Origin of the sequence: Nonomuraea basaltis (assembly GCF_005893125.1) — a bacterium.
GTDB lineage: Bacteria > Actinomycetota > Actinomycetes > Streptosporangiales > Streptosporangiaceae > Nonomuraea > Nonomuraea basaltis.
Genome location: NZ_VCJS01000006.1, coordinates 30,414 through 43,219, shown reverse-complemented (window position 1 = coordinate 43,219; position 12,806 = coordinate 30,414). Strand labels below are relative to the sequence as shown.

15 protein-coding genes are annotated in these 12,806 nt (G+C 61.3%); 9 read left to right on the top strand and 6 right to left on the bottom strand.

Annotation, left to right across the window (positions count from 1 at the left end; genetic code table 11):
* The first annotated feature begins 88 nt into the window (after positions 1 to 88).
* The 5 genes from EJK15_RS04240 (at position 89) to EJK15_RS77405 (ending at position 4,160) form a co-directional block, all read left to right on the top strand.
* A complete protein-coding gene (locus tag EJK15_RS04240; protein WP_138709031.1) occupies positions 89 to 1,330 on the top strand; it encodes a serine hydrolase domain-containing protein in 1,242 nt (413 codons plus the stop codon).
* Positions 1,331 to 1,868: 538 nt separating this feature from the next.
* A complete protein-coding gene (sqr, locus tag EJK15_RS04235; protein ID WP_138709030.1) occupies positions 1,869 to 3,110 on the top strand; it encodes a type III sulfide quinone reductase, selenoprotein subtype in 1,242 nt (413 codons plus the stop codon).
* A gap of 20 nt (positions 3,111 to 3,130) precedes the next feature.
* Positions 3,131 to 3,448 (top strand): TusE/DsrC/DsvC family sulfur relay protein, encoded by a 318-nt coding sequence (locus tag EJK15_RS04230; RefSeq protein WP_138709029.1) that lies wholly within the window; start codon positions 3,131 to 3,133, stop codon positions 3,446 to 3,448.
* Positions 3,449 to 3,474: 26 nt separating this feature from the next.
* A complete protein-coding gene (locus tag EJK15_RS04225) occupies positions 3,475 to 3,942 on the top strand; it encodes a DsrE/DsrF/DrsH-like family protein (protein ID WP_138709028.1) in 468 nt (155 codons plus the stop codon).
* A 149-nt stretch (positions 3,943 to 4,091) separates the two neighbouring features.
* Positions 4,092 to 4,160, top strand: a complete 69-nt coding sequence (locus tag EJK15_RS77405; protein WP_420847018.1) for a hypothetical protein — start codon at positions 4,092 to 4,094, stop codon at positions 4,158 to 4,160.
* Here the strand turns inward: EJK15_RS77405 and EJK15_RS04215 are convergent.
* The 6 genes from EJK15_RS04215 to EJK15_RS04190 form a co-directional block, all read right to left on the bottom strand.
* Positions 4,148 to 4,339 (bottom strand): rhodanese-like domain-containing protein, encoded by a 192-nt coding sequence (locus EJK15_RS04215; RefSeq protein WP_240776756.1) that lies wholly within the window; start codon positions 4,337 to 4,339, stop codon positions 4,148 to 4,150. The two genes, EJK15_RS77405 and EJK15_RS04215, sit on opposite strands and share 13 nt — an antisense overlap.
* 386 nt (positions 4,340 to 4,725) lie before the next feature.
* Positions 4,726 to 4,989 carry a hypothetical protein gene (locus tag EJK15_RS04210; protein WP_138709026.1) on the bottom strand — a complete coding sequence of 88 codons (264 nt, stop codon included), beginning with the start codon at positions 4,987 to 4,989 and terminating at the stop codon, positions 4,726 to 4,728.
* Between the two features lie 359 nt (positions 4,990 to 5,348).
* Positions 5,349 to 7,016, bottom strand: a complete 1,668-nt coding sequence (locus tag EJK15_RS04205; protein ID WP_420847015.1) for a P-loop ATPase, Sll1717 family — start codon at positions 7,014 to 7,016, stop codon at positions 5,349 to 5,351.
* Positions 7,017 to 7,709: 693 nt separating this feature from the next.
* On the bottom strand, positions 7,710 to 7,895 hold the full coding sequence (locus EJK15_RS04200) for a hypothetical protein (protein ID WP_138709024.1): 186 nt from the start codon (positions 7,893 to 7,895) through the stop codon (positions 7,710 to 7,712).
* A 661-nt stretch (positions 7,896 to 8,556) separates the two neighbouring features.
* A complete protein-coding gene (locus tag EJK15_RS70190; protein ID WP_171074106.1) occupies positions 8,557 to 8,928 on the bottom strand; it encodes a helix-turn-helix domain-containing protein in 372 nt (123 codons plus the stop codon).
* A gap of 1,868 nt (positions 8,929 to 10,796) precedes the next feature.
* Positions 10,797 to 11,225 (bottom strand): NUDIX hydrolase, encoded by a 429-nt coding sequence (locus tag EJK15_RS04190; RefSeq protein ID WP_138709022.1) that lies wholly within the window; start codon positions 11,223 to 11,225, stop codon positions 10,797 to 10,799.
* Positions 11,226 to 11,287: 62 nt separating this feature from the next.
* Between EJK15_RS04190 and EJK15_RS04185 the strand changes: the two genes are divergently transcribed.
* The 4 genes from EJK15_RS04185 (at position 11,288) to EJK15_RS76150 (ending at position 12,775) form a co-directional block, all read left to right on the top strand.
* Complete coding sequence (locus EJK15_RS04185) at positions 11,288 to 12,079, top strand: GntR family transcriptional regulator (RefSeq protein WP_240776755.1); 792 nt, start codon at positions 11,288 to 11,290, stop codon at positions 12,077 to 12,079.
* Positions 12,080 to 12,186: 107 nt separating this feature from the next.
* A complete protein-coding gene (locus tag EJK15_RS04180; protein ID WP_138709020.1) occupies positions 12,187 to 12,516 on the top strand; it encodes an SCO3933 family regulatory protein in 330 nt (109 codons plus the stop codon).
* Positions 12,516 to 12,644 (top strand): hypothetical protein, encoded by a 129-nt coding sequence (locus EJK15_RS76155; RefSeq protein ID WP_276615359.1) that lies wholly within the window; start codon positions 12,516 to 12,518, stop codon positions 12,642 to 12,644. Before EJK15_RS04180 ends, EJK15_RS76155 begins: the two co-directional genes overlap by 1 nt.
* Positions 12,644 to 12,775 carry a hypothetical protein gene (locus tag EJK15_RS76150; protein WP_276615358.1) on the top strand — a complete coding sequence of 44 codons (132 nt, stop codon included), beginning with the start codon at positions 12,644 to 12,646 and terminating at the stop codon, positions 12,773 to 12,775. The genes EJK15_RS76155 and EJK15_RS76150 overlap by 1 nt, the downstream gene beginning before the upstream one ends.
* Positions 12,776 to 12,806 lie beyond the last annotated feature (31 nt).

Sequence of the window (12,806 nt, the reverse complement as noted above, 5' to 3'; positions counted from 1 at the left end):
CTGCCCTCCACCCGGACCCCCATCCTCATCGACCCCGAATTGCTCGGCGAGCTGTTCGCCTGAGCGCGACACCGAAAGACAAGGAACCATGAAAACCCAATCCCCACCAGCGATCACGCAGACCAAGGTCTTGCGGCGAGCGGCGGTTACGGCGCTGGCGGCCGCGCTGCTGGCCGGGGCGGCTGTGTCCGCACCCAGGGTGGCCGCCGCGGACAGCAGCGCGGCCGTGCCGAAGGCCGCGGCCGGGCAGGATCGCCCGGAGCTGCAGAAGGCCACGCAGGCGTTCGTCGATGCCGGTTTCGCCGGGGTGCAGGTGCGCGTGCACGATGAGCAGGGCGAGTGGGTCGGCAGCGCCGGGGTGCGCAAGCTGGGCCAGAGCGCCAAGCCGCCCACGAACGGGTCGTTCTGGGCGGGCAGCATCATCAAGACCGTCACCGCGACCCTGGTGCTGCAGCTGGTGGCCGAGGGCAACATCGGGCTGGACGCCCCGGTGGCCGGCTACCTGCCCGAGTTCGGGCTGGACCGGCGGATCACCGTGCGGATGCTGCTGCAGCACACCAGCGGGTTGTTCAACTACACCGGTGACTTCGACCCCAACGGGACGTACGTGCCGGGGATCTCCGCCACGGGCAAGGAGTGGCTGGACAACCGGTTCCGCAGCTACCGGCCCGAAGAGCTGGTACGGCTGGCGTTGTCCAAGCCGCCGCGGTTCGAGCCGGGCACGGACCAGAAGTACACCAACACCAACTACACGCTGGCCCTGCTGCTGATCGAGAAGGTCACCGGCCGCTCGTACGCCGAGGAGATGCAGCGGCGGATCCTGCGGCCGCTCAAGATGCGGGGCACCATGGTGGCGGGCAACCGGACGCAGCTCCCCGGGCCGCACGCCCACGGCTACTACCGGTATGAGGACGCCGGCCAGCAGAAGGTGGTCGACATCTCGCGCCAGAACCTCTCCCTGCTGGCCGGCGCCGGTGATCTGATCTCGACCACCCACGATCTGGCCAGGTTCGTCTCGGCGCTGAATGGCGGCAAGCTCCTGCCGGCCAAGCTGCTGTCCGAGATGCGCAAGCCGCACCCGAAGATGGGCTACGGCCTCGGGCTGTTCGTGCAAGACCTGGGCCCGGACTGCGGCACCGTCTTCCAGCACAACGGCAGCCCCCCGCACGGCTACGGGGCGTTCATGTACAGCTCACCCGACGGCAGCAAGACCCTGACCGCCTCGGTGACCTGGGTGGACGAGGCCACAAGGGGCCCGGCAAAGGATTTCCAGAAGCTGCTGGACGGGCTCGTGAAGGAGGTGTTCTGCGGCGGGCAGACCGCGGATTGACGAGGCCAAGCCGACTCCGCCGACTCAGTCGACGGGCCGGGCACCTTGGACCCGTACGCCTTGAGGTGGGCTGCTTCCGGTCGTGGATCAGGTAGAGCCCGAACTGGGCCACGTCAAGCTCGCTGAGCTCGGCGTGGCCGGTCCACAGGCGCGGACGCCGGGCCGAGCAGGTTGAGGAACGTCCCGGCAGGCAACCAAGCGGAGACGGTGTAAGCCGCAGGACGGCGAGCGATCCGATCAGCTCACGGGCTGGGCCGGCGCCGCGGCGGCTTCATCGTGGTCACACAGCATGCGCAGGACGTGCATAGGGGCGGTCTCACTGGTCACTGTCCACATCGCCCCTCCCAGCGCCAACGTACCTCGACATCACGGGCGCGTTCCGACGCGGAACGACCGTGAACAATCCCACCCCTTGGAACCGCTGTTGCCGCCCTGGTCGACCCGAAGAGATACCCCGTAGGGTATTCGGGCCTTTGGTGCCCCCATCTGGGACCAAAGCCCCTATATACCCCCCGGGGTTTGGGAGGAAATTGGGGGTATGAGAAAGCGCATCGTGATTCTAGGGGCGGGCACCGGCGGCACGCTGGTGGCCAACCGGCTGCGGCGCCTGTACCCCGAGGACGCGGCAGAGATCGTCGTGGTGGATCAAGACGATGAGCACGTCTACCAACCCGGGTTGCTGTTCGTCCCGTTCGGGCTGGCCGAGCCGAGTGAGATCGTCCGGCCCCGGCGTCGTCAGCTGCACCGGGGAATCGTGTTCCGGCAGACCCCGATCGATCGGGTCGATCTGGGCGCCCAGCAGGTGCACCTGGAAGACGGCACGGTGCTGGGTTATGACGTGCTGGTGGTGGCCACGGGGTCGGTGCTGCTGCCGCAGGAGACCGAGGGCCTGACCGGCCCCGGGTGGATGGACACGGTGTTCACCTTCTACAGCCCCGAGGGCGCGGCCGCGTTGCACGGCGCCCTGGAGCGCTTCGAGAGTGGGCGGCTGGTGGTCAACGTGGTGGACATGCCGATTAAGTGCCCGGTCGCGCCGTTGGAGTTCTCCTTCCTGGCCGACTGGTACTTCCGCCAGCGGGGCATCCGCGATCGCGTGGAACTGACCTACGTCACCCCGCTGGACGCCGCCTTCACCAAGCCGGTCGCCGCCCGCACCCTGAGCGGTCTGCTGGCAGACAAGGGTATCGAGTTGGTGACCGAGTTCAACACCGGCTCCGTCGATGGCTCCGCCGGCCGGCTGATCTCCTACGACGAGCGCGAGGTGGGCTTCGAACTGGCCGTGGTGGTGCCGCTGCACGGCGGCGCGGAGTACGTCGGCCGCTCTCCCGGCCTCGGCGACGAGCTGGGATTCGTCGTCGTGGACCAGCACACCCTGCAGGCCTCCGCCGCGCCGAACGTGTTCGCCATCGGCGACGCCGCCGGTGTGCCGACGTCCAAGGCGGGCTCGGTCACCCACTTCGAGGGCGAGATCCTGGTCGACAACATCGGCCGATTCCTGGCCGGGCGCCCCTTGGACGCCTCCTTCGACGGGCACACCAACTGCTTCATCGAGACCGGCTTTGGCAAGGCGCTGCTGATCGACTTCAACTACGACACCGAACCCCTGCCGGGGCACTACCCGGCCGCCGTGGGCCTGCCGCTGCTGAAGCAGTCCCGCCTCAACCACCTGGGCAAGCTGATGTTCCAGTGGTTCTACTGGCACGGCCTGCTGCCCGGCCACGACATCCCCGGCGTCGGCGCGGCCATGCCCAGCCACGGCAAGGCCCGTCCACCCGCCTGAACCGAAGGAAGTTGATCAACATGTCGACCACGACCTATGCCGGCCAGCCCGTGACGGTCAACGACGAGGGGTTCTTCGAGGACCCCGCCCAGTGGACCGAGGACATGGCTCCGGAGATCGCCAAGAGCCTGGGCATCGACCAGCTCACCGAGCGGCACTGGCAGGTCATCGAGTTCATGCGCGCCGAGTACGCCGCCAAGGGCACCGGCCCCACCGTGCGGGCGCTCGGCAAGTCCTCCGGAGTGTCGGTCAAGGAGCTGTACCAGCTGTTCCCCAAGGGACCGGCGAAGATCGCCGCGAAGATCGCCGGCATCCCCAAGCCGCACGGCTGTATCTGACCCCACCAGAGAAAGGACGGTTCGCCATGGGCGACACCATCGAGAAGGTCTCGATCATCGTCTCCAAAGGCTCGCTGGAGGGCATCTACCCCGCGCTGATCATGGCCAACGGCGCCCGCGCCGAGGGGATAGAGGCCAACCTGTTCTTCACCTTCTTCGGCCTTGACGCCGTCTCGAAGAGGTACCACGAGCACATCAAGCTGGCCACCGTCGGCAACCCCGGCCTGCACCTGGCGACGCTGATCGGCGGGCTGCCCGGGATGCCCAGCCTGATGACCCGCTACCTCGAACGCAAGATGGACAAGCTGGACATCCCCCCGATCCCGGAGTTCATCGAAATGATCGCCGACACCGGCGCCGGGCTGTACGGCTGCAAGGCCTCCTGCGACCTGTTCGACCTGACCAAGGACGACCTGGTCCCGCAGGTGCAGGACATCATCACCGTCGGCGACTTCTATCAGTTGGCCGCCGGCGGGCAGATCATCTACACCTGAACACCCCGACCCGGCGGTGACTCCGTGGGCCTGCGCGGCCATCGCCGAGCACGCCGCCAGCAGGGGAGCCGAAGGGGGCAGGACATGGAGATGGACAAAGACGCGCCCTCGCCGACGTCGTCGTCCGCCTTCGCCGCGCGCAGGGACAGATCGGTGGCGTCATCCAGATGATCGAGAACAGCCGGGACTGCGAGGACATGATCACTCAGGCCTCGTAGCCGCCGATCAGGTTGGACACCTGGGCGCGGCCCTGGTGCTCCAGCAGGCTCATGGCGATGACCGAGCGGTTGCCGGTGGCGCAGTACACGACGACGGGCCGGTCCTCGGGGATCTCGGACAGCCGTTCGGCGAGTTGGGCGAGCGGAATGCGCCACACACCTGCCGTAGCGGTTCCCATCCGCACCATCCGGTGCATCCCGCTGGCCCGTCGGCCGTCTGGTCACGATGCGGAGAATCCGGGGCGCCTCATGGAGAAACGTGGATGGCAACGACGCCAGAGGCTCCGCACCATCTTGATCATTTGAACGTGGCGCCGAGATGACGCCATCCAACCCACGATCATGTGATCGGGAAAACTCATTTGAACCCGCTAGTGCCCACCAGAGGCGTTCAGACGGACGGTCAAATAACGGTCAAATGATCAAGGGCCTGATTCTCAGTCTTGAGAATCAGGCCCTCTACCTGCGGCAACTCTGTCGGGGTGGCGGGATTTGAACCCACGACCTCTTCGTCCCGAACTCGTGGCATGAAGGTCGGTAGAGGCCGGTGCAGTGGTCAAGTGGTCTATGGAGATTGCGGAGGGTCGCCAGTGGTCGATGACGTTGCTGCACTTTGCTGCTGCATCGGGTGCTCGTTGGCGTCCTCGCCGTCGTCGCGTCCATCAGCCGGAAAAGATGCTTCTTCTCGATCTCCGAACTTGAGATCTACGTTGATCAAGCCGAACACTCGTACGCCCACACTACCCCGCTTCACCTTTTCCATTAGGAGTACACGGATCACCCGGTAGGCGAAGAACAGAGCAGCAGCAACGCAAGCTAGAAGGACCATCCCGGTCACTATGCTCAACCCTTGTGCTAGCAAGGGGAGCAACCTCTCGAGCGAGGACATGAGGAAGTAAGCCTACTTTCCTGCACGCCTTCGCTTAGGTTAGAGCAAGTATCCCACAGGCCCCACTGGGAACACAAGTCGGCCTGGGGTCATCTCTTCGTCGAGCAGGCGTAACCGTACGGGGCCGATGCCAGGGAGGGCCGCCGTTCAGGTGTAAATGTGTCCCGGTCAGCGTTCCCGTGGGTTGGTTTTCCTGCCCGTAGCCGGGCGGCCGGCCGTAGAGGGCTGACCAGACATTTGCGTCGACGGTGTTGCCGATGCCCTTCGAAGTGCAAGTGCTTGGAGGGCTGGGGCAGCCACTATAAGTCACGATCCTTCTTTTGCCAGATACGCTTGTCGTACCTGATTTCTAGCGCAGAACGGTAAGCAGGATGCACATAGAAGTAAGAAGCGTCTTCTAGATTACGCAGCCTATCGGCATATCGAGGATTATCCTGGGCGTATATCACGCGCTCCTTTTTGGTTTGCGCCAAGCCTACGAATCCTATGTCAAAGAGCATCTTTATCAGCGGTTGATATGACTCCGCCCAGCCTGCGCGTCGAGAACTATACAGTGACGTTTCAGCTAGCTCCTTCAACCAATCGTGATCCTGGAATTTCTCCTCCAGATGCAGGAGAAGCACTTCATCCAGATAGCGTGTGAAGAGCGCTTTCGATAGAGGCATAGAGGTTTTTGTGAAAGCGTAGAAAACATCTTCGATACCAGGGTATGTTGGTTTCCACTCGTCCCGCAAAGCAAGAAGTCGCTTCTCAGAATATGCACGTTCTGCTTCAAAAATCTGCGGCCAAGTAAGTTGGGAGCTACCTGCGGCAACTGCTAGGCACTCATTGAAGAACGAGATCGTGTCCCGTGGCCTCATCAATGTTCTATCGAGGATGTATTGGAGAGCATCACCGCGCGACCTGTTAGGCGCAGGCAATAAATCATGGATAGATTGGAGAGCTATTCCGGCCCTTCGTCCAGCTATCTGTGCGCGTAGATTGAGCATTCCTTCGAGGTCCAGCTTATTCCAGCGTATCTGTAGCACCAGAGCTCTAAATTTCTCCTCTTGGCCTCCTGTGCGGCCGAAGTCTAGTTCTCGAAATATATTTGTGCGCAGGGCGACTAAGACCTTTAGATACCGGATACGGTTTATATCGAGGACCGTTCGAAAGAGGCATCTGATCAGATCGTTGCTTAGACGTTCGTCGACCCAATCTCGATCGAGGTCATCAATGATGACATACGTTTGATGCTGGGGCGAGTCTAGTATGTTTTCGTCTAAGACTCTTATCATCTTGTTTAAACGAGCAAGTTGCGTATCGTTAACAACGCGCTGATATCGATCGACCAACTCTCTTTTTTCCTCGGTACCATATGTTCTGCCTGTGCCGAAATTTAGGTCGAGCGATGCTCCGGAAGGGCCGAGATGGCCTTTTCCAGCTTCGTCGATACGTCTTTCAAATTTTTCCGTGATCTCTCGTACTCGCTCATCTGCTTCGCACCAGAATTTACCAGCAAACTCGTCTAGATAAGCAAGAGCCTCCTTCTTGGCTGGATCTCTCTTAACGGCCTCGCGAAGATTAGCGAGAAAATTCTGCTTAGCTACGGGTGAGTCCACCTTGTATCGGTGCCTAATAAGCTCTACCAGGAGAACGTGCTTCCATAGTGCGATGAAGAGCAGATCGAGGTTTATATCAAGTGAGTCAAGGTGGCGAATCACACTTAGGTCGACGATATAAGGCAGAGAGAGATCTTCTGGTGTGATCCGGATAACTTTTCCCGACATGATGTCTTCAAGGTACTGGAGAGTCGCTGACTTGCCGCTACCCGTCCGCCCAATCAGAAAGCAACGTGCGTCTTCGCGTGACGTGATTGCTTCGTAATCACCAGTCTCATAAAATGCATACTCAAGCAAGGGGTCTGCTTCAGCTTGCTCTCCGCCTAGATTGAAGTTACTCCGGAACCTTTTTCGATTTGGGGGCATATATCATCCATACTTTGGTAGATCCACGGAACAGTCGTGATCGACGCAGAAATACAGTCTCTATTTGACGGTATAGCACTTTGTGGCTTAGCACACAACCCACCAACCGACGCACGGTTTTTGAAACATCCTATTAGGGATATAGGTGCATCCCATATCCCTAATGGGGCATATGCCCCTTCATGGGGTTTTCTTGATGCTTATTGCGTTCGTTCCGCCATCGTAAAATCCGTTGTGTTCTTAGAGCTCGCCGTCCTACTTCCGTAGGAGGGATGTGTTGGTCATCTCCTCGTCGGGCAGGCGTAGCCATACCGGGCCGGACGTGCCAGGTCAAGCCGTCGTTTGCGTGTACATGCGTCCCGGTGAGCTTCCGTGCGCGCTGGTTGTCCTGCCAACAGGCGGCGGCTTGCCCTGGCTCGGCTGTTCTGCGGGGGCTCGTACCGTTTGCCTGTCTTCTCAGAGTCCAGGTCGAACCGTGGCGAGGACGTGGAGTAATCCACGTCTGACGTCGGAGATGTGATGCGGTGGGTTAGTTGACCTGCTCGGATCGGATTGATGTGGGGGTTGAGCTGCGGGGGTGTCTCTGAACGTGTGCCAATGTTTCGCACCGTTTCACGAGGTCGTGCCCTCGTTGTGCCCTCTGATGGAGATGCGCCGGCGACGGAACGCGGCGTGGGTGGGGATGGCCAGCCGTCAGAAGTCGGGCCAGGGAGAATAGAGAACCACTACGCCCATGGCGACGTAGAACAACAGAAAACCGGCAACGTAGCCGAGAGCGAGGAGGCGCCGCATGCGCCTCGCCCGCGTCTTGGCCGTTGTGAGTACCACGACTGAGAGTGCACCGAACAGGAGCAGCACGATCAAGAGGTCGTTGGGCACTCGCCGATGCTAACGAACAGAAGCCCGATCGCACAGGGGGCATGGTCTGCGGGTTCTCCCGTTGGGCCAGGGCGGCTACAGCACCTCGTCGGTGTGAACTCGTGGCGTTAAGGTCGTTAAGAGTCGGTGCGATGGTCAGGCAGGGCACGTCGATCGCGGGTGATCGCCGATGGTCGGCGGGGTTGCTGCACACTGACATGCCTGGCTGCGCAATCGGCCGACTCGCGACGTATTCTGACCTCTGTGCATCTGCGTCCATGGGCCCTGCGCTTGGTGACAGCCGCTGGTGCGGCTGCTGCGGTCGTAGCCGGAGAGGACGCGATCCCATTACCGGCGCGTGTGGGTCTTGTGGCCCTTGCCATGGTGGGTGCGAGTGCGCCGATTAGCGATGATGGAAATAAAAAAAAGATCTTGCTGTCAAACAGTTGACAAAAGATCAACTTTCTAAGGCCCCTGACCTGTGGTTTCGTGAAACATCGTCCAATGAGTCGTTGTCCTGCCATCGTTCGAGGGGCACCCCGCCCGTCTGATCACCTCGCCTGCTCTCGACCCGCCCGCACGGAAGCGTGGCCAGGGCTACGGATGCCAGAGGATGGAGCGCCCCATTGACGAACGGTCTGGTATAGAGCGCGGATGGGCGTTAGAGACCTTGGCTTCTCTCTCAAGAGAGCAACTCGTCGAGAGTGTGGCTGCCCCAGGAGGGAACCGCCTTGGATGGATCATCGGCGGCAGCCAGACCAATTAGCTTCTTAACATCTACGATGATTATCGTCGAGTGTGCGATATGGACATGCCCGAGAGCCTTCCATTCCTGCAGTATTCGAGCGACCGATGCGGTACTGACGCCAATCCATCCCGCCATGTCTGCTTGCGAAAGAGGAAGGGCGAGCACGGTGCCCTTTTCCTCAGACTTACGCTCGCCGTATCGATAGAGCAGACTAAGGAGCAGTAAGGCAAGACGTGTCTTAATGTCGAGATGAGCAATAGCATGGATCCAACCAGCTATGTGCAGCTGAACACAAATCCGGTGCATGACGTGGTCTCTAAGGGCTGGTTTCTTTCCCAGAATGTCCCTAATTTCTTCGTGTGGAACTTCGAGTATCTGTCCACGCTTCAGTACGACGCCGACGTGCTCTCCTCGACCTAGCCATACAGGGCTGACAGGACTTACCACATGGAGCCCGCTCAGAAGATCGCCGGGACCAACGATATCTAGTACGGCTCGTGCGGCCCCGGGAGTCTCAGCTTGGAGGCGGACCCAACATCCCTGGCGTAGAATCACCATAGCTGGACGTTGGGCGGAGAGTACGATGTCGCCTCGGTGCACAGTTTTGCGTGAACCTCGATGCGAGATTAGGCGGCGTTCAAGCTGAGTGAGACTAGACCAAAAGCTGATCTGGCCCGCGCGCCGCATCCTTGGTGTCATGATCTCATCCTCATTGCACTCCTAGAAGCGCGTAGAGGATAGCCGGGATTGCCGTAAGAACAACAGCGAAGGCCAGCAAGATACGCGCGACACGCTTGGGGTCCATGGCGGAAAGTTTAACAGCGGCATATCCGACAATGCAGACGATCGCGACAATGACGACAGCTCCCACAACGAGAGCGTGAGTGTTCCTCACCTAACCACCTTTTCCAGCATCTTTGCCGAGCGCCTTGTAGATCTAGCGGCGTGGTAAGTGCCGCTACTGGGAAGACAATAGACCAGAAGCGCCCGTATCTGTCGGTCGATGATCACCCGTGGCGAAAAGCCGCTTTTTGTATGATGACCTGCGGTAATAGACCTCTGAGGTGCGTCAAACCATGTCAAGCGAGCGGATTGTCGGATATAACTCTCTTCATCTTGGATGCAGAAAGTTCTACTTCCACGGATGGATTCCGACATATCGGGCGGGACAAGTGCAATATCCTAAGAACTGCTGGACCTTAGCCTCTTTGCCGAGCGCGACAGGACACAGCGTCAGGAGGCGGCGTCGGGGGTGGTAGCCCGTCTCCGCCTCCAGCCTTTGAGCAGAGGGCTGTGGGGTGTCATCTCCTCGTCGGGCAGGCGTAGCCATACCGGGCCGGACGTGCCAGGGCAAGCCGTCGTTCGCGTGTACATGCTTCCCGGTGAGCTTCCTCGCGCGCTGGTTGCCCTGCCCGCAGTCGGCGGCTTGCCCTGGTGCGGCTGGTCTGGTCTCCCTTGTGGTGGCCGACGAGGAGATGATCACGGGGAACGTCCGTCCGACCTGTACATTTTCGCGATCCTGGCCATCTCCGAGGAGGGCCGGGGTTTGGGGCGGAGCCCCATTCCTTCTTTCACCTTTCCCGCGGTCGCGCATTCGCCGCTTCACCTTTGATCGGTGCCTATGAGTGTGAGGGCTTTCGCCATCCTCGTCGTGGGCGTGTTGAGCCGTGCGGGTGGCGTGCCGTGGCCTTCACTGTGGGCGCTGGGTTGGTGAAAGACCTGGGAGGAGAGCGATGCGGTCAAGCCGTACCTGGGCCATCACTACCTGGGTGGTGCCGCTTGCGGCACGCGCGCCGCCGCGGCGGGACCGGCCCCCAAGGCCGCAGCCCGCCGCGAGCGAGCGCGCAGGGGCCGGGCTGCTTGATCGACGTCCTTCGCGGCGGGGTGCGTGTCTGCAATGCGGGGCCGGTGGTGATGGGCTGGGCAGGCTGACGTTCGGTCCTCCTGGTAGTCATCGTCCCGAGCTGGTGGAGGTCAGGTGAGTCTCCGTGCTGCAACATCGTCCCAGCTCCGACGTTCATCCTCCGGATTCCGGTGGAAGCCCTGCGTCTGCATGCCGGCCATTTCTCGATCTTCATCGTTGCGGGAAACGCCTAGCACACGCCTCCTAGCCGTGATCACGGTGTGCCCGCCGCTGCGCGGCGGGCTTGAAGACGTGAGGAAAGTTGTGACAGCTAGACCAGGTGGACGCCGTCGTGCTGTCTGATCGCGGGTGCTCCTTCGTGGAGGGCGTCGAGCACTCGAATTGCGAACGCCTCAGTGACCATCTGGGGCACCTCTTCTGGAGTCGCCCAGTGGAATCGCGTCACCTCTTCGTTGATGGTGAGGCGTCCACCTGTGCCCTTGCAGCGAAAGACCAGCGCGACGATTCCGCGGGACATGTTCTTGTAGACGCCCGTCAGGGCAACCGGCTCGACGACTAGACCTGTCTCTTCGAGGACTTCACGACGCACCCCGTCGGTGATGGTCTCGTTGAGTTCGAGCACTCCCCCCGGTGCCTGCCATTCGCCGTTGTCGGCACGCTGCGCGAGCAAGACTCTGCCGGCGTCATCGACGACGACACCAGCAACGCTCACCGAGTGGCGTCCGTCTTGGCCGGTCATCTGTCACCTCCAGTGGATAGGCTTAAAGGTAGTAGACGTACAGACGACTTGAGGAGTTGGGTGTGGGCATCGACGCAGTCCTTCTCAGGCGCATTGATCCGGCAAGCGACCGCGCCGTGTTCCGCCAGATTGCCGATCATCTTCGTGAGGCTGTCCGGACCGGCCGCATCAGTGCTGGGGACAAGTTGCCGTCTGAAGCGCAGCTCATGGGACACTACGGCGTAGCTCGCATGACCGTTCGTAACGCTATCCAAGAGTTGACGACAGAAGGACTCGTTGTAGCTGAGCATGGCCGTGGCGTCTTTGTCCGGGCCCGCCCTCCTGTGAAGCGGCTCGCGTCGGACCGGTTCGCGCGCCGACATCGCAAAGACGGGAAGGCCGCCTTCTTGGCAGAGTCCGAGACGGTTGGAGCCAAGGCCGCGGTTGACAGGATCACGGTTGACGAGGCTCCGGCTCCAGCCGATGTCGCGGAGCGTTTGAAGGTACAGCCAGGCGCGATCGTCGTCGCGCGGCGCCGTCGTTACTCGCTGGATGGTCGTCCTGTCGAACTGGCGACGTCGTACATCCCAGTCGAGCTTGCGCGTGGAACACAGATCATGGACCCCAACCCCGGTCCCGGCGGAATCTACGCTCGCATCGAAGAGCAAGGGCACGTCCTGGAGCGTTACGTTGAGGATGTCTGGACTCGCATGCCCACGCGTGAGGAAGCCCAGCTGCTTGGGTTGGGACCTGGAATGCCGGTGTTCAGGCTGGTACGTACCGCCTATGACCTCGAAGGCCACGCGGTTGAAGTGTGCGATACGATCATGTCGGGCGACGCGTATCAACTGTCGTACGAACTTCCTGCGCATTAGTCGTTGACACTCCTTCAGCACTCCTCTATACATGTAGATAGAAACTCCTCTAGGCGAGTAGACGACTAGAAAGAGTCTACCGCGCCCACTTAGAAGGGATCGAACCGATGCGCAACATTCCGGTGGACACGTCGGCCCTGTCGTTCACGGTTGCGGGTGAGGCTGAGCCGAAGATCGTGGATCGGGCGACGGGTGAGGTGAAGAAGGATGCGGAGGGGCGTGAGTTGTACACGCTGCCGCTGCTGCCGATGCCGAACGATGACCGGCGTAACCCGGTGATCATGGTGACGTTCCCGTCTACGGTGTTCCCGCAGATTCAGGTCGGGAGCAAGGTCCGGCTGGCGGGGCTGGTCTGCTTCTTCTGGAAGATGGACGGCCGCGCGGGCATGGGCTTCCGCTGTGAGGCGGTTCGGCCGGCGGCGGACAAGGCGGCCTGATGGCAGCGCTGATGTGTGTCGATTGCGGTTCGACGCAGAACCTGGCGGAGCAGTTCGATGCCCGGCGCAACAGGATCGTGTGGTTGTGCGCGTACTGCCACTATCAAGCCGTCTCGGGTGGTGCGTGATGGCCCTCGCGAACTGCGTCAAGTGTGGCGCGGGGCTGGATACGGCGGCGCAGTTCTACGAGACACACAACTGCGACGAGTGGTTGTGCGCGTACTGCCACTACCGCGCGGTGGCTGGGGGTGGCGGGTGATGGCCATTGTCGGTCGGAGGTATCTGGAGCG

Bases quoted from the DNA above. Each gene is read 5' to 3' on its own strand.
- EJK15_RS04240 (WP_138709031.1), top strand. From the start codon at position 89: ATGAAAACCCAATCCCCACCAGCGATCACGCAGACCAAGGTCTTGCGG.
- sqr (WP_138709030.1), top strand. From the start codon at position 1,869: ATGAGAAAGCGCATCGTGATTCTAGGGGCGGGCACCGGCGGCACGCTG.
- EJK15_RS04230 (WP_138709029.1), top strand. From the start codon at position 3,131: ATGTCGACCACGACCTATGCCGGCCAGCCCGTGACGGTCAACGACGAG.
- EJK15_RS04225 (WP_138709028.1), top strand. From the start codon at position 3,475: ATGGGCGACACCATCGAGAAGGTCTCGATCATCGTCTCCAAAGGCTCG.
- EJK15_RS04215 (WP_240776756.1), bottom strand. From the start codon at position 4,339: ATGGGAACCGCTACGGCAGGTGTGTGGCGCATTCCGCTCGCCCAACTC.
- EJK15_RS04210 (WP_138709026.1), bottom strand. From the start codon at position 4,989: ATGGTCCTTCTAGCTTGCGTTGCTGCTGCTCTGTTCTTCGCCTACCGG.
- EJK15_RS04205 (WP_420847015.1), bottom strand. From the start codon at position 7,016: ATGCCCCCAAATCGAAAAAGGTTCCGGAGTAACTTCAATCTAGGCGGA.
- EJK15_RS70190 (WP_171074106.1), bottom strand. From the start codon at position 8,928: ATGCACCGGATTTGTGTTCAGCTGCACATAGCTGGTTGGATCCATGCT.
- EJK15_RS04190 (WP_138709022.1), bottom strand. From the start codon at position 11,225: ATGACCGGCCAAGACGGACGCCACTCGGTGAGCGTTGCTGGTGTCGTC.
- EJK15_RS04180 (WP_138709020.1), top strand. From the start codon at position 12,187: ATGCGCAACATTCCGGTGGACACGTCGGCCCTGTCGTTCACGGTTGCG.
- EJK15_RS76155 (WP_276615359.1), top strand. From the start codon at position 12,516: ATGGCAGCGCTGATGTGTGTCGATTGCGGTTCGACGCAGAACCTGGCG.
- EJK15_RS76150 (WP_276615358.1), top strand. From the start codon at position 12,644: ATGGCCCTCGCGAACTGCGTCAAGTGTGGCGCGGGGCTGGATACGGCG.